Here is a 15860-nt window from a genome sequence, read left to right as displayed (position 1 = left end):
CGCTACGCCCGTAGGTGCCGGCTGCTTTGAGTGCGGCCAAGATCTCTGCCGAAGCTGGATCCGATTTGGCCCTCTCGAGACAATAGGGCGTCAGCGCAGCCGCGATGGCCGAGGTTCGCTCGATCCCGGCGGCTTTTTGAGCACTGCCATTGGTCACCCAACCTCCCCATGTGAAGCCGACGATGGCAAGTGCGGCCGCGCCGCATGCCGCTCCCCATAGGCCGGGGCGAAGCCAGGTCATGTCTAGCATGTCCATATCCAATCTGAATGAAAACGCGCAATATTGCGCAGAACTACAATAATCCAAAAAGTAATTAATGACTAATATATTATTTTTCCATCCATTTTATTTGGAATTGTTGAAATATTTTTTTGATGGCACGCAATAAATCCTATTTTTATATTTCATTTTCTTTGTTTCAGGCCTCTTCATCCTGGCAGTTCTTTGAACCGCCGGTCGCATTCTGGACGAGATAGAGCTTCGAGCCCGCATGGCGAGGCTGATGGCTCGTGAAACAGGCGCCGACGCGCGCAGCCCTTGAATGCCCGCTTCAATAGAGTACACGAAACCGTTTCGAGGGCATCCCAATAGCAGCTTGGTAAAGGTACCACTGTCTTCGGGGAGCTGAGCTTTCATAGGTATGTGAGACGACGTGCGTTAATAAGCTTGCTTCGTATCTTTCGAAGGCGCATCTTCTCAACTTCGGCAGCAATTATCAGGGCGCTGCCGTTTTGGGTCCTCAACCCCTTGCCCCGACCGAAAGGAGGACATCATGTCTTCCGACCTCCCGGCACCTACTTTCCATGTTAATGATTTGCGCCGCGAGGCACAGTGTTCTCGTGTATTTGACAAGATCGCCCGGAACACTGTGATCTCAGCGATAAATGCCGGCTGGCGGGAGTCGGAGGCTGCCTTGGCACTGGCGGACGCAGCCGAGCGCTATGTCCTCTATCTGGCCTCGCCCGCTCGACTGCACCTCTTACCGGCGAATTCAAACTCAGTCTTGGGCGTTACCAGTCAAGACTGAGAAGCGTCTTTTGGGCGGCGATTACGTCCTGAACCTGGGTCACGACCAGCGGAATGATGGTGAAGGGCTTCCCGATGCACGTGGCTTCGGCAATCATGCCCAGCTTCATCACCTGCGCCTCGAATCTGGTCGACTGCGCCGTCGATCGAGATATCCGCACAGGTCTGCTCCAGCAACTCGTCTAAGGAGGCGGAACGTTATTTCTCGGCCTGAAAATAGACGCTCCCAAGTATTTTGTCGCAATCCCGCTGTAGAGTCCTATTTTCTTCTTCAAGGAAGGAGTTTCAACTTGGAAAATCTAAGAGAATTTGCCTCGAGCGCGAATGGCGATCGGTGGTTTTTGGGGATCGATGGCGTGACTAATACAGAGGTCGTCGTTCATCGTGGGAACCCCTCGTCGGGCGGTCACGAAACGAAAACCCTTGTCACTTCATTTTTGAACCAGCGCCCGTTTGGGCCAGAGCATAGGGCTTTAGATCGGCTGCTTGCGGATCGCAGGGCAAACGAAAGCGAAGAGACGCCCACCGATCTTCACTAGCTACGCAGGGAATCCGCTATTGCCCGATAGCCCAGCATCAAATCGAAATCGGGAAAGCCGTGCGGCTCGCCGATGTGCGAAGGAAGGCCTCTGCTCGATAGGGCGAAATAGCCCCGACCACCTTAGCCCGTCTCCTTCACACCGGTGGCGAGTTTTCCGCATATAGCTGGTGCTGTCATCGGCCGCGTCACCGGTTGAATTCGCTTTTTCTGCGTCATCAACGTTGAAAAGACCAACGTAGGAAAACGAGGATGAAGTCGACCATCGCTACAGCAACGACGTCGGTAGTGCTGGCAGCAAAGCTGCCGGCACATTTCCGCAAAGATGGATGCCAGAGAGTTCCACCACCGATATCGACCCACTGATCGACGAGGAGCTCGAGAAGCACTGGCGGCAGGTGGAGACGCCATCCCTTGGAGACTGCGTGCTGATGCGATCAGCACTCCCGTCTGCGTGGGAGGTGGCACGCCCTGTCAGGCTCGACGTCAAGGCACCGCCGAGCCTGCAAATGCCGTGCGAGTGTGGCGAGCAGATAATCACTGCTGGCCGGTCGGCTTGTTGATGACTGCTGGACTGTGCCGCTTCCAACGCCTGCGCAATGTCCGCAACGATGTCTTCCCAGTGCTCGAGGCCGATCGAGAGGCGCACGTAACCGGGGGTGACGCCGGTTGCGAGTTGCTCCTCGGCTGTCAGCTGTGAATGCGTTGTTGTGGATGGGTGGATTGCCAGAGAGCGCGCGTCGCCGATGTTGGCAACGTGGTAAAGCAGTTGAAGGTTGTCGATAAAGCTGCGACCAGCTTCGCGCCCGTCCCTCAACTCGAAGCCGACGAGCGCGCCATAGTAGCCGTTGCGAAGATATTTCTCCGCCCGTTCGCCGGCGGCCCCGGTCTGGAATTTCGGAAAGATGACCCGTGAGACCTTTGGGTGGTTCTTCAGGAATTCAGCGACTTTGACGGCATTCTCGTTGTGCTGCCGCAGCCGCAGCGGCAGGGTTTCGAGGCCTTGAATAAATTGGAAGGCGTTCTGAGGGCTGATGGCCGCGCCGATGTCGCGCAACAGCACGGCGCGCACGCGCAGGATATACGGATGGAAATCGATCGCTGCCGCCTTTTCGATCCAGGTCTTGCCGTGATAGCTCGGATCAGGCTCGTGCAGCGTCGGGAAGCGATTGGCGAGATCCTTCCAAGGGAAGGTACCGCCATCGACGATGGCGCCCCCGATCGAGGTGCCGTGGCCGCCAATGTATTTCGTCGTGGAATAGACGACGATTGCAGCGCCATGCTCCAATGGCCGGATGACGAGGGGAGCGGCGGTATTGTCGACGATCAGCGGGATGCCAAAGCGGCGGCCGACCTCGGCGACTTCGGCAATCGGGAAGACCTCGAGCTTCGGATTTGGCAGGGATTCGGCGTAGTAGGCTCGCGTTCTGTCATCGGTCGCGCGTGCGAATGCCTCAGGATCGGCGGCGTCGACGAAACGCGTTTCGATGCCGAAGCTCTTCAGCGTCGCGGCAAAAAGCGCCCAGGTGCCACCGTACAGGCCGGCGGCGCTGACGATATTGTCGCCGGCGCGGGCAAGGTTGAGAATGGCAAAAGCAGAGGCGGCCTGTCCCGAGGCAAGCGCAAGTGCAGCCGCTCCGCCTTCGAGTTCGGCCAAGCGCTGCTCGAAGGCGTCCTGTGTCGGATTGGAGACGCGGGTATAGAGGTGACCGGCGGCCTCCAACGCGAAAAGCTTGTCGGCGCCTTCCGTACCGGGAAGCTGGAACGACGTGGTCTGATAGATCGGCACGGCGACCGCGCCAGAGACGGGGTCGAAGCGGAAGCTGCCGCCGTGGAGCGCGATCGTCTCGGGATGGCGTCGCAACGAGCGGGGACCGGAGGTGCCGGAAGACTGCGCGGGTGTTTCCGGAACCGGTGCCGGCGGATTGTGGATCGTCATGCTGATTGCCTTTCTCTCACGTTGCGATTGGACAAAGCCTCGCGCTGGCAGGCTACAACGCACCTGCCGCGGACCATTTCGGTGGAGCGACAGCGGCTGGATCAGGCCGGGGTCTTCTCCTGCGCCTGTTCTTCCAGCAGGTCGGAATGGTGCTCGCGCGCCACGTCCGGATGGGAACGCAGACGAGATTTCAGAACGTTGCGGCCGACCTCGCGGAACAGCGGGTTGAGCGGATCCTGGGTGACGCCGCGCACTTCCGAGGCCAGTTCCGGCGGGAGGTTGAGAACCGGGATGGAGGCGGCGAGATTGGCGCCAAGAAAGAAGGGGATGGAAAGACGATCCCCGCCGGCCGCCGGTGTCACCACGCGATGGATGTTCGCCTTCAGGTAACCGTTGGACGCCAGTTCAAGGAGTTCGCCGATGTTGATCACGAACGTGCCGCGGACCGGCGGTGCGTCGATCCAGCCGCCTTCACCGTCATCGACCTGCAAGCCGCCGACAACATCCTGCAGGAGAATGGTGACGAAGCCGCCATCCTTGTGGGCGCCGACGCCCTGGTCGCTCTCGGTCTGGTCGCGGCCTGGATAGCGGACGATCTTCAGAAGCTGGTTGGGGCCGTTGCTGTAGATCGGCGCGAAGACGTCCGGCTTCTGGCCCAGCGCCTCGGAAAAGGCCTGCAACACCTTGAGGCCGATGGCGGTAACGTCGTCGATCCATTTGAGGACGGCTGGACGCAACTCGGGCAGAGCGGAGGGGAACTGGTTGGGGCCGATCAGCCGCTTCCAGGGAGCATCGCCCGCCGTCAGGTCGAGCTTTTCTCGCTCAGGCCCGAAATCCACCTGTTCGCGCCAGTCCTGAGCGCCGCGCGTGTATTCCAGGCCGGCACGGTTATAGCCCCGAAAATGCGGCGACCTGCGCATTTCGATCTCGAGCTTGTCTTTCTCCGGCAGGGAAAAGAAGCGGCGCGCAAGAGTGGTCAACTCGTCGATCTCCTCCTGAGGGATGCCGTGACCCGCGAGATAGAAGAAACCGACCGTGCGACTGACGTCGCGCAGTTCCGCAAGCGCCTGGGTGCGCTCGGGGTGGTCCGGCGCGAAGCGTTTGAGATCGAGGATGGGAAGGGATTTGGGCGCTGCCATGATGGTCTTGATCCTTATTGCGGTTTGTCGCTCAAGCGAAACGGCGGCTCGAGCGCAGGATGAGGCTGGCGCTCAGCGACGCCACGCCGGCCCAGAAGACGGAAGAGGAATAGGTCTTGATGTCGAGCCAGTGGTTCGACTTGCAGAGTGACTGTGCGAGCAGGCAAAGGTCGCTGGAGCCACCGATGCAGGTGGCGGCCTGGCGATAGCTGATGTAGTCGTTGGCAACGACCTGACGGAAGACCAGCCACCACCAGGCCAGTCCGACCGCAAGCGCGGCAAGACCGGCGATGGCGAGCGCATTGGCAAGGCGCGGATTAGACGTCATGGGACACTCCGAGCTTTTCAAGAAGCCCCTGGCGAAGTGCTACGAGAGCGTTATCGTCCCGCCGGCGCGGATGCGGCTTGTCGACGGTGATGTCGGCGATGATGCTTGCGGGCCGGTCGCCGAAGACGATAACGCGGTCGGCGAGCAGCAGCGCTTCCTCCACATCGTGGGTGACGAGCAGTGCGGTGAAGCCGGAGCGCTGCCACAGCTGCAGCAGTTCCTTCTGCATCTTTAATCGTGTCAGCGAATCGAGCTTTCCGAAGGGTTCGTCGAGGAGCAGCAGCTTCGGGTCGTTGATGAGCGCACGGGCGATTGCCACGCGTTGGGCCATGCCCCCGGAAAGCTGGTGCGGATAAGCGTCGCCGAAGGCGTCCAGCTTCACGAGTTTCAAGATGTCGTCGACGCGATGCTCCTGATCTTTCAGAATGCCGCGGGCATCGAGCCCGGTTGCGACATTTTTCCAGACGGTCAGCCAGGGGAATAGCGTCGCATCCTGAAAAACGAGGATACGGGAGGGGTCCGGTCGCGTGATCGCTCGACCGTCTTCCAGCACCGCGCCGCGGGTCGGCGCTTCCAGCCCGGCGGCCAACCTCAGCAGTGTGGACTTGCCGCAGCCGGAGGGACCAAGAAGGGCTACGAACTCGCCTGGCTCGATGGTGATCGAGATGTTGGAAAGGACGGCCAACCGGCTCTTTCCAAGATCGAACTCGTGACTGACATCGTCGATGTCAAGGCGCAGGCTCTGAGCCGGCGCGACACTTCGTGCAAGCGCATTCATCAGATGATCCCTTTCTGCCAGCCAAGCAGGCGCTCGCGAACGATGAAGAGCAACTTCACCAGTCCAGCGCAGATCAGCGCCATGATGATCAGAGCGGCATAGACATTGGCATAGGCCGAATAGGCCGTGTTGAACTGCAGGTACCAGCCGAGCCCATATTTGGCTCCGAGCATTTCGGCGACGACCAGCACCGCAAAGGAATAGTACAGCCCCATGAACAGACCGACGAAGACGTTGGGCAGCGACGCTGGAACGGCCACCTTGAAGATCAGGTAACGATTGCTTGCGCCGAGGGTGCGCGCCACGTCGTAGAAGGATTTGTTAACTTGCCCTACGCCGGCCGCCGTCAGGATCGCGACCGGGATGCCGGAGGCGAGTGCCACGAGGAAGATCGAGGCATGGAACGTCGAGGGAAAGATGAAGAAGGTGCAGGGGATCCAGGCGCTAGCCGGCACAGGGCCGATCAGCTTCAGGATCGGCATGCCCCAATAGGCGAAGCGCTTGGACCATCCGAGGGCAACACCAGCGACGAAGCCAGCGAGAATGCCGGAGGAAAAACCGAGGATCCACAGGCGGCCCGTATAAGCGATGCAGATCAGGAGCCTGTCCCAATCGGTCAGGTAGACGTGCAGCAGGCCCTGCGGCGGCGAGAAGAAAGGCTTCGGCAGCCAGCCGAGCTTGGCCGTCGTCAGTTCCCAAACGGCGAGCCAGATGCCGATGGCGACGAACCAGGGGCCGTAGTGGACGAGCGTGCGGGTCTTGTCCGCCAGGCGCGGCACGGCGAAGGCAAGGGCGAGGAAGACTGCCCCGCCGATCGCGGTCAGGAGCGCGAAAGCCTCAGTATCGCCCCAGACAACCACATCCGGCAGAAAATGGCTGATCGCCGCCGCAAGGAACCAGGTCGCAGCGGCAAGGAAGCCGTCCCTCCAGACATGGTCCTGGAGGGACGAGAGGCGCCCGCTAATCAGCGGCGCGCCGTCTTGTGCGATATCGGCCATGGCTTCGGCCTCACGCGAAGATATCGAGCGTGACGCGGTGGGCGATTTCCTCTGGATCTGTCGCCGCGTCGATGACGCCGGTCTGCTTCAGGTTTTCATAGCCGATCCGCACCTCGTCGATGAGATCCTTGCCGAACCAGTTCTTGTGATAGGTGAGGCCGGCAAGGACTTCTGTCAGATCCTCCAGTGGCAGTCCTGGCTTCAGCGTGTCGAAATACCATTTCGCCACTTCGTCGGGATGCTCGGCCGTGTACTGGTGGATTTCGAGGTTGGCGGCGGCGACGCGGCGGATGACGTCCTTGTTGGCATCGTAATAGTCGCCGTTCACGCCGAGCACGCAGCAGACGCGATCCTGGAAGACACCGGTTTGGGTATCGTAGATCTTCAGGAAATCGTGCTGCTTCTCATAGGAGTAGGCCCAGGGATCCATATGGGCGACGGCGTCGGCCTCGCCCCGCTCGACACCTTCGGCAACGAGATCAAAGGGGAAGACCTTCCAGGTCACGTCATGCTCGGGGTCGATCCCGGCCTTGGCGAGCGCCACCGAGAACGCCACGCGCGAGGGCGAGCCGACGTCGAAGGTACCAATCGTCTTGCCCTTGAGATCTGCGAGCGACTTGATGCCGGAATCCTTCTTGACGAGAAGACGCTGGCAGCCGCCGTGTGATCCGTGGAAGAGCTTGACGTTGAAGCCCTGCTCGATCGGCTTCAGCCAATCGTAGAGCAGACCGGGGCCTGCTTCGGCTTTATGGGTGGCGAGCGACTGGATCAACGTCTGGCCGGAAGCCCCCTGGTAGAAGAGCTCGACGTCGAGACCGTTTTTCTCATAGATTCCCTTTGCCAGGCCAAAACCGACGGGCGAATGGCAGGCCGCCACTTCCGTCCACTCCAGCTTCACCTTGGCAAGATTGCCGGCAATCGCGTAGCCGGTATTGCCGGTGAAGGCACCTATGGAGGCGGCGGCACCGGCAGCACCGGCGGCCTTGAGGAAATTGCGGCGTGAAAAAACCGTGTCGGAAGCGATATGGCTCATGGCGGGTCCCCCTTGATCTGGAGACCCCATGCTAGTCGCTGTTGTTATAGTCTACAGATTTTATAGACTAAATTTGTATGGCCGTTGAAAATTCTTTTCCAAAGATTCAACCGGCCAGGCGGACGATGTCGCCAGGGTCGCGATAGGCCGCCCCGGGATGGGGGGCTGCCAGTCGCGGGCCCTTGCCCAGCAGTTTCTCGCGCAGCGTTCCCTGGCGGTAGTCGGTCTTGTAGACGCCACGCTTCTGCAATTCCGGCACCAACAGGTCGACGGCATCCTCGAAGCTTTCCGGGGTGACGGCATAGGCAAGATTGAAGCCGTCGACATCGGTATCCTCGATCCACTCCTGCATCAGGTCGGCGACCGTCTGCGGCGAGCCGACAAAGACGGGGCCGAAGCCTCCGACCCCAACCCAATCGGCCATTTCGCGCACCGTCCATTCCTTATCCGGATCGATGGTCGTGAAGGTCTCCACGGCTGATTGCACGGCGTTGGTATAGCGGTGCCGTAGCACCTCGTCGGGCTTGAACTGGCCGAAATCGATCCCCGTCCAGCCGGAGATAAGTGTGAGCGCCCCTTCATAAGAGACGTAGTTGCGGTATTCGTCGAACTTCTTCTTCGCCTCGGCATCCGTTTCGCCGAGCACGACGGTCTGGAGGTTGAAAGCGAGGATCTCACGCGGATTTCTGCCCCGCCGTTCCGCCGCTTCGCGCACATTGGCGACATAGCGCTTCAACACCGCCTTCGAGGGTGCTGCCACGAAAATGCATTCGGCATGAGCGCCGGCGAATTCCTTGCCGCGGCTGGATGCGCCAGCCTGATAAAGCACGGGGGTGCGCTGCGGTGATGGTTCCGACAGATGGATGCCGGGCACGGTGAAATGCTTGCCTGAATGACGGATGGGGTGAACCTTTTCAGGGTGGGTGAAGATGCCGCTTTCGCCGTCGCGCACGACGGCTCCGTCCTCCCAGCTTCCCTCCCAAAGCTTGTAGCAGACCTCCAGATATTCATCGGCGAGATCGTAGCGGTCGTCGTGATGAGTCTGGGCTTTCTGGCCTATATTGAGCGCCCCACTGTTGAGGTAGGAGGTAACGATGTTCCAGCCGACGCGACCCTTGGTCAGATGATCGAGCGTCGAAATCCGCCGCGCGAAGGTATAGGGATGCTCGAATGAAAGTGAAGCGGTCAGCCCGAAACCGAGATGTTCGGTCGCGTAAGCCATGGTGGGAATGATCTGCAGCGGATCGTTCACTGGCACCTGCGCGGAATGGCGAAGTGCGGCATCGACATTGCCGTTCAGCACGTCGTAGACGCCAAGCACGTCGGCGATGAACAGTCCGTCGAAGCGGCCGCGCTCTAGCGTTTTTGCCAGATGCACCCAGTAGTCGAGGTCTTTGTAGGTCCAGGATTTGTCGCGCGGATGTCGCCAAAGGCCGGGCGACTGATGGCCGACACAATTCATGTCGAAGGCGTTCAGTCTGATTTCTCGGGTCATGGAAAGCTCCTGGGTCGTTCTGAAAGGATGGCGCCGTCAGCCGCCATATTCGATGATCTCAAGCCCGGCATTGTAGTCGGTCGCATAGATGAGGCCGGCGGCGTCGACGAAGACGTCTGCTGACTGGATGACGCTTGGCCGGCCGGGGCGACGATCGGTCATCTGTGCCGGCGCCGCAGGCACCAGCGCGCCGGTCTCTACAGGGCGGTAGGGATCGGAAATGTCGAAAGCGCGGATCCCGGCGTTCTGCCAGGTGGCGAAGATCAGTGTCTCGGAAACAAAGGACCCGGGCCGGTTTTCATGCAGGTTGTGTGGGCCAAAGTGGCCACCCTTGCGCGGGTAGTCGGCGTCTTCAGGAACCGGGAAGGAAGAGATGCTGATCGGGTTGGAAGGCTCGCGGATATCGAAGATCCACGTGTTCTTGCGTCCGTCCTCCTCATGATCGAGCACAGCCTCGTCGGCAACGACGAGCAGATCGCGGCCAGGCAGCGGCAGGGCGGAGTGGGTCCCGCCACCGAAAGGGGGTGACCAGTTCCGATGGGAAACCAGCTTCGGCGCAGCGTGATCGCTGATGTCGAGAAGCGTCAATCCGCCGTCGCGCCAGCAGGCATAGGCTGTGTTGCCGGCGACAAGCGCGTGATGCAGCGCGTAACGCTTGCCTTCGGGCGCCGTCGGGGTTTCGCCGGCTCCGGCATTCATACCCGGAAGCCACCAGCGGCCAACGATGTCGGGCCGCGTCGGATCGGCCATGTCGATGGTAACGAAGATATAGTCGGTATAGCCATCGAGAAGCGCCGAGGCGTAGGCGTATCGGCCGCCGACATACCAGAGGCGGTGGAAACCTATGCCATCCACATCGAGTTGGCCGATGCGGCGCGGCCTGTCCGGGCGGGATATATCGTAGACGGTCATGCCAGCCCTCCAGGCCCGTTTCGTCTTGCGGGCGGCAACCGTCTCGCCGATCGAGCGGGTATAGTAGGTCTTCTCGTCCCTGAAGGTTTCGACGTCGGCGAAAAGGTCGAGAGCATCAATGACCAGCAGAAGATCGTCATGCGTCTGCAGGTGGATGTTCCAGGTGTTCGGCGGGGCGGGAACGTAGGTCACTTCACCCGGCCGGACAGGATCGCGCACATCGACAATGGAAAAGCCCTGAGACCAGGGATGGCCGATATAGGCGAAGCCGCGATGCACCATCAGCTGCAGGCCGTCGCCGCGGCCGCCAATATCCGAATGGCCAATCAGCTTCATGTTGCGGGCATGATCGGGACGGGGGAGGTCGCGGGAAGGGAGCATTCGGTCTCGCTGCGATGGTCACTAAACAGTGTTTACGGTCAATGCGATAATGCCGTCGCCTGCTGGATCTTCTCCAGACAAGCCATTCCCGGCTGTGCCGACCGCCGGAACAATAAATCTCACCGGCACAGCAAAATCGGATCATTTAATCTATAAAACTTATAGATATTATATTTAATGAACCGGTGTCCTGATTTCCAAAACCGGAGCCTCTTTTATGACCCAATCCAACGTCGTTCACGTGGCGAGCCGCGGCGTCGGCCGCGAAGCCCTTTTTGCGCGCGCCGAGCAGCTCTCGGCGGAGCTTGCGGCCCGCGGCGCGGAGCTCGATCGCGAGGGGCGGCCGCCGCTAGCCGAGATCGTCAAGCTGAAGAATGCGGGACTGTTGAACGCGCTGCACGCGCCTGAGATCGGGGGAGGCGGGCTCGACTGGGTGGACGGGCTCAGGCTGGTTCGCGTCCTGGCGCGCGGCGAAAGCTCGATCGGCCAGTTGCTCGGCTATCACTTCGTCAACAGCCAATACATCTACTGGGCGATCGAGGACGCGGCGCGGGTCCATGCGCTGGGATCAGCGACGGTGGCCAAGGACTATTACTGGGGCGCCGCCGTCAATCCGCGCGATCCCGGCCTTGTGCTAACCCGCCGCGGCAACGGCTATGTGTTGAACGGGCGCAAATCCTTCTCGACGGCCGCACGCATCTCCGACTACATCAACGCCAACGCGCTTCTCGACGGCAAAATCGCCAATTTTGCCGTACCGACCGACCGGCCTGGCTATGTGGCCAACGATGACTGGAACAATATCGGCCAGCGACTTTCCGACAGCGGCAGCGTCGAGTTCCATGATTTTCCTGTCTATGAGGAGGATTTCATAGGCGCGCCGGTCGAGATCAACGCTGTGCCGCCCGCGCTTCCAACCTTCAATACGCCGCTCATCCAACTCGTCTTCGTGAACTTCTATTTGGGCACCGCCGAGGGTGCGCTCAGGGCAGCGGCCGATTACGTGCGGAACACCACGCGTCCCTGGATTAGCTCCGGCGTGGAGCGGGCAGCAGACGATCCCTATATCCTCGAGCGCATCGGCGAGTTCAGCTCCGCCCTAAAGGCCTCGATCGCACTGGCCGATTCGGCAGCACTCACGGTGCAGACGGCGCTTTTGCGTGGCCGGGCGGTGACGGCACGCGAGCGCGGCGAAGCGGCGGCCGAAGCCTACGCCGCGAAGGTCAATGCCACGCACGTATCGCTGGACATTACCGCACGGGTCTTCGAGCTCACCGGCGCGCGCTCGACGGCAGAATCCTATCGCTTCGACCGGTTTTGGCGCAACGTCCGCACCCACACGCTGCACGATCCGGTGTACTACAAGGCCAAGGAAGTAGGCGATTTCATCCTGAACGACAGGATCCCGACGGTTAGCCTTTACAGCTGACACAAGGCGGGGCGGCCCTGAAGAAATGATCCCCGTTCGCTAGGGCGAACGGGGATCTTACTCTTTTCAGAGAGCGCCGTTCTTCGGCGGGATTGTCCCGTTGAGGTGATAGTTGCCGACCACATGATATTTCCAGCGCACCGGGTCGTGCAGCGTGTGGGTGCGGGCGTTGCGCCAATGGCGGTCCAGATTAAGACTGGTGCGGGTGGATGAACTGCCGGCCAATTCGAAAAGTGTATTGGCTGCGTCGAGCGCGATTTCGGTAGTGAGGACCTTGGCAGCGGCGACCGAAAGCGTTGCGGCCACGACGTTCTCTTCCGTCGGATCGATTTGCGCGATGTCGACCTTAAGGCCGGCGTTCTTGACCGTCGCCGTCGCCGCCTCCAGCCGAATGGCGATCTCGCCGAGCTTGGCGACTGTCAGCGGATCATCGGAAGCGCGCTCGACGCCGCTGTTCATCCAGGGGCGCGACTTCGTTCGAACGAAATCGACTGTTTCGGCAAAAGCAGCCCGCGCGATACCGAGATCGATGCCAGCATGAATGATCTGGCCAACCGAACCGATGGTGGTCGGACGCTCGAAGCCCTTATGATGGAAAATGACGGCATCGGCCGCGACATAAACATTGTCGAGCACGGTTGTGCCGCTGCCTGTCGTGCGTTGGCCAAAACCGTCCCAGTCGTCGATGATCTCGATGCCGTCCGTTCCGCGCGGCACAAAGGACATCGTGAGCTTGTCTTCGGCATCCAAGGCGAAAATGGCAATCCAATCGGCGAAAATCACCCCGGTCGAATAGAATTTTCGGCCATCGATGCGGTAGCCAAATCCATCGCGGACGATCCGGGTGTTGTAGTGACCAACCGTCTTGGTTCCGCGTTCCGAAAGCGCGTTGCCGAACCGGTCGCCAACGAGTGCCCGACCGAAGAAATAGCGCTTCTGTTCTTCACTTCCGTCGGTACGCAGCGCCTCGAGAATGTAAAAGTGGTTCTGCGGGATCTGCCCGATGGAGCCGTCCGCTTCGGACAGAATGGCGGTAATCTCGGCCAGCACCGCATTCGACACGTCGATCCCACCATATTCCGTGGGAACCGTGACTGCGAGCAATCCGGATTGGGAGAGCGCATCCAGCTCGGCATGAGGCAGCAATCGATTGGCGTCCCGCTCTGCAGCGCCGGCGGCAAATTCCTTTGCGAGCGCTCGCGCGGTCGAGAGTGCTTCCTCCTCACTGGTCAGGCGGGTTGCCGTAGGGCCGATGCGATAAGCCGGTTTCAAGGCTGCTGCTTCCATTTTCTTCTCCCAGATTGCTTGCCTATTGGTGAAAGAAGTCGACAAAGAAGGTAAGTGATCAAATTCTACGGAATTGATGTATTACGAAATGTCTTTGCGTCGGCTATACGCCGCAACCGTCCCGGGCCTCGGATGACAGGTGCCGAGCTTGTGGCCAGGGATATTCCCGGTCCTTCGGGAGCGAAACTTGAGTGGTTTGAACCAGGAGGTGTCGTGTTTCCTGGGACCGCGATGGTGTCTTGCGGCGCCACGCTTTCGTTGCCTGGATTCCTTGCGTGGAATCGATCAAATTCGCTCCCCTGCTACTTGCCGCCTCGCCGCAGCCTTGCCTCCAGCCAAAGGCTGTAACGCGAAGCCGCGAAGCTGATTGCAAAATAAAGAGTCCCCGCAAAGAAGAACGCTTCCGTATAGAAACCCAGCCAATTGGGATCCGCCGCGGAGATCTTGGCAGTGTTGAGGAGGTCGGAGATCCCGATGACGGCAAGGAGCGAGGTATTGAGCAGGATGCCGACCGACAGGTTGACGATTGCGGGGATGACCGCCCTCAGGGCCTGCGGCAAGATGACGAACTGCGCCGTGCGCCAGTAGCCAAGGCCGAGCGAATGGGCTGCCTCTGTTTGCCCGGCCGGGATCGATTGCAGCCCGGCCCTGATGATCTCTGCGAGATAGGCTGAGACGAACAGCGTAATGCCGATCTGCGCCCGCGCAAGCTTGTCCAGCAGCGTCTCTGCCGGCAAGGCCATAGGTACAATCAACATTGCGACGTAGAGGACCGCGATCAGCGGTACGCCGCGCAGGCATTCGATGAAAATTACCGACAGTGTGCGCAGGATGCCCATTGAGGAGCGTCGCGCGAGTGCAAGCACCAGTGCCAGCGGAAAGGCGCTCGCAAGCCCGACCAGCGAGACGAGGATGGTGATCGGCAAGCCGCCCCACTGGTTGGCGGGGACTACGGGCCGGACAGCGATACCCGTCATCAATAGCCAGGCGAGAAGAAGCGTGAGCAGCCAGAGCGGCACGAGCTTCACGCTCCAGAAACGCGGACTGGCGGAGAGCGATAGCATGGCGCCGATGCCAAGTAGGACAAGCGCGGGGCGCCATTGCAGCTCAGGCGGGTAGAAGCCGAAGAGGATGAAGCGAAGTTTTGCGCCGATGAAGGCCCAGCAGGCGCCGGCACTCTCGGCGGCGCAGGTCTGAGCTGATCCTGTCCATACAGCATTCTCGAAAGCCCAGCGCCAGATCGGCGAAAACAGCCAGAGAAGGATTGCACCAAAGAGGAGTGTGATTGCCGTATTGGCCTTGCTGTCTATGAGACCGGCGGCGGTAAGCCGGCGAGGAACGAGCCGCCGGGGCGCGGCGATCTGCAATTCGCTCATTTGCGGCGGGTGTCCTTCAGCACGATGCGGCGATTGTAGAGATTCATCGCCAGCGAGACGGCGAGGTTCAGCGTGAGATAGGCCACGGCGATGATCGCAATCGCTTCCAGCGATTGGCCGGTGGTATTCGCGGTCGTATTGGCGACACTGACGAGATCGGGGAAGCCAATAGCCACGGCCAGGCTCGAGTTTTTCGTGAGGTCGAGATAGCTGGAGGTCATCAGAGGCGTGATCACGCGTAGCGCTTGTGGCAACACGATCAGGCGCATGATGTGGCCGGGCCCAAGCCCTAACGCGCGCGCCGCCTCCCACTGTCCGTTTCCGACAGACTGGATGCCACTGCGTACAATTTCGGCGATAGTCGCAGCCGAATTGAAGACCAAGCCTGTCAAGAGACCGGCGAATTCCGGTGTCAACGACAGGCCGCCGCGAATGTTGAAACCGCCTTTCGCGGGCAGCTCGGCGGAGATGGAAACGTCCGCCAGCCACAGAAAGGCGATCGTGGCGGCGAGAGCAACGGCGGCGACCCGGCTTGCATAGTAGTGCTGGCCGAAAAATAGCCGGCGCGCGAGAAAGGTTGTCGCGCCGCCTACTGCAACTGCAAGGGGCAGCCAGATGAGCATCGAGGGGCCTTCCAGGGTAAGGCGCGGAACGAAGATGCCGCGATTGGTGAGGAAGACGTTGCCTGAAAATTGGATCGCCTGGCGCGGCGCCGGCAGGCTGTGAAAGAGGGAACTCCACACGAAGAGCTGGAGGAGGAGCGGCGTGTTGCGGAAGATCTCCACGTAGGCCCGCACGACATTTGAAAGAAGCAAGTTGCGCGACAGGCGGGCGATGCCAAGGAGAACGCCGAGAATGGTGGCGAAGAGACATCCGAAGGCGGAGACGGCGACCGTATTGACGAGGCCCGCCAGCAGTGCGCGGCCGTAGGTGTCGGCGGAAGAATAGGAAATCAGGCTCTCGCCGATCTCGAAGTTGGCCCGCTGGCCGAGAAAGGCAAAACCGGGGCGCAGGCCCAGTCGCTGCATGGTGGCGACGATGTTGCCGCCGAGATACCAGAAGACCGCGACGATGAAGAAGAGCACGGCGATCTGTTGGACCGGTGATGGACCGATCCAGCGGCGGATGGTGCCCAAGCCGGGCTTAGAAAAGCCCGGCCCGAGTTGATGATGCGAACTCGCTTGCGACAGCACGGCGATG

The 15860-nt window shown here is 60.5% G+C and carries 13 protein-coding genes and 1 pseudogene; 1 reads left to right on the top strand and 13 read right to left on the bottom strand.

Annotation, left to right across the window (positions count from 1 at the left end; all coding sequences use genetic code 11):
• The 10 genes and pseudogenes from AC1DPR_RS28135 to AC1DPR_RS28090 form a co-directional block, all read right to left on the bottom strand.
• On the bottom strand, positions 1–250 hold a 250-nt coding region (locus AC1DPR_RS28135), incomplete at its 3' end, for a hypothetical protein (protein ID WP_477817672.1).
• A 761-nt stretch (positions 251–1011) separates the two neighbouring features.
• Positions 1012–1137 (bottom strand): hypothetical protein, encoded by a 126-nt coding sequence (locus tag AC1DPR_RS28130; protein WP_477817673.1) that lies wholly within the window; start codon positions 1135–1137, stop codon positions 1012–1014.
• Positions 1138–2139: 1002 nt separating this feature from the next.
• A pseudogene (locus AC1DPR_RS28125) lies at positions 2140–3504 on the bottom strand (O-acetylhomoserine aminocarboxypropyltransferase/cysteine synthase family protein); the annotation flags it as partial.
• Positions 3505–3605: 101 nt separating this feature from the next.
• Positions 3606–4643, bottom strand: coding sequence for an isopenicillin N synthase family dioxygenase (locus AC1DPR_RS28120; protein ID WP_477817671.1), 1038 nt, complete (start codon positions 4641–4643; stop codon positions 3606–3608).
• Positions 4644–4674: 31 nt separating this feature from the next.
• On the bottom strand, positions 4675–4971 hold the full coding sequence (locus tag AC1DPR_RS28115) for a hypothetical protein (protein WP_477817670.1): 297 nt from the start codon (positions 4969–4971) through the stop codon (positions 4675–4677).
• Positions 4961–5749 carry an ABC transporter ATP-binding protein gene (locus AC1DPR_RS28110; protein ID WP_112666783.1) on the bottom strand — a complete coding sequence of 263 codons (789 nt, stop codon included), beginning with the start codon at positions 5747–5749 and terminating at the stop codon, positions 4961–4963. Before AC1DPR_RS28110 ends, AC1DPR_RS28115 begins: the two co-directional genes overlap by 11 nt.
• Entirely contained in the window at positions 5749–6747 is a 999-nt protein-coding gene (locus AC1DPR_RS28105) for an ABC transporter permease (protein ID WP_477817669.1), read from the bottom strand. Before AC1DPR_RS28105 ends, AC1DPR_RS28110 begins: the two co-directional genes overlap by 1 nt.
• A 10-nt stretch (positions 6748–6757) precedes the next feature.
• Positions 6758–7780: an ABC transporter substrate-binding protein gene (locus AC1DPR_RS28100; RefSeq protein WP_477817668.1), complete on the bottom strand. Its 1023-nt coding sequence runs from the start codon at positions 7778–7780 to the stop codon at positions 6758–6760.
• A 106-nt stretch (positions 7781–7886) separates the two neighbouring features.
• The gene (locus tag AC1DPR_RS28095) at positions 7887–9275 is read right to left on the bottom strand and encodes an LLM class flavin-dependent oxidoreductase (protein ID WP_477817667.1); all 1389 of its coding nucleotides are present in this window, start codon (positions 9273–9275) and stop codon (positions 7887–7889) included.
• A gap of 36 nt (positions 9276–9311) precedes the next feature.
• Complete coding sequence (locus AC1DPR_RS28090) at positions 9312–10568, bottom strand: LVIVD repeat-containing protein (protein WP_477817666.1); 1257 nt, start codon at positions 10566–10568, stop codon at positions 9312–9314.
• 217 nt (positions 10569–10785) lie between these two features.
• Here AC1DPR_RS28090 and AC1DPR_RS28085 point away from each other — a divergent pair, with 217 nt between their 5' ends.
• Complete coding sequence (locus AC1DPR_RS28085) at positions 10786–11997, top strand: acyl-CoA dehydrogenase family protein (protein WP_477817665.1); 1212 nt, start codon at positions 10786–10788, stop codon at positions 11995–11997.
• A 66-nt stretch (positions 11998–12063) separates the two neighbouring features.
• Here AC1DPR_RS28085 and AC1DPR_RS28080 read toward each other — a convergent pair whose 3' ends face one another.
• From AC1DPR_RS28080 to AC1DPR_RS28070, 3 genes are all read right to left on the bottom strand, one after another.
• Complete coding sequence (locus tag AC1DPR_RS28080) at positions 12064–13284, bottom strand: SfnB family sulfur acquisition oxidoreductase (protein WP_477817664.1); 1221 nt, start codon at positions 13282–13284, stop codon at positions 12064–12066.
• 302 nt (positions 13285–13586) lie between these two features.
• Positions 13587–14660 (bottom strand): amino acid ABC transporter permease, encoded by a 1074-nt coding sequence (locus tag AC1DPR_RS28075; RefSeq protein WP_477817663.1) that lies wholly within the window; start codon positions 14658–14660, stop codon positions 13587–13589.
• Complete coding sequence (locus AC1DPR_RS28070) at positions 14657–15853, bottom strand: amino acid ABC transporter permease (protein WP_477817662.1); 1197 nt, start codon at positions 15851–15853, stop codon at positions 14657–14659. Before AC1DPR_RS28070 ends, AC1DPR_RS28075 begins: the two co-directional genes overlap by 4 nt.
• Positions 15854–15860 lie beyond the last annotated feature (7 nt).

The organism is Rhizobium sp. 01T417, from assembly GCF_056398905.1.
This window is presented reverse-complemented; position numbering and strand designations above follow the sequence as displayed.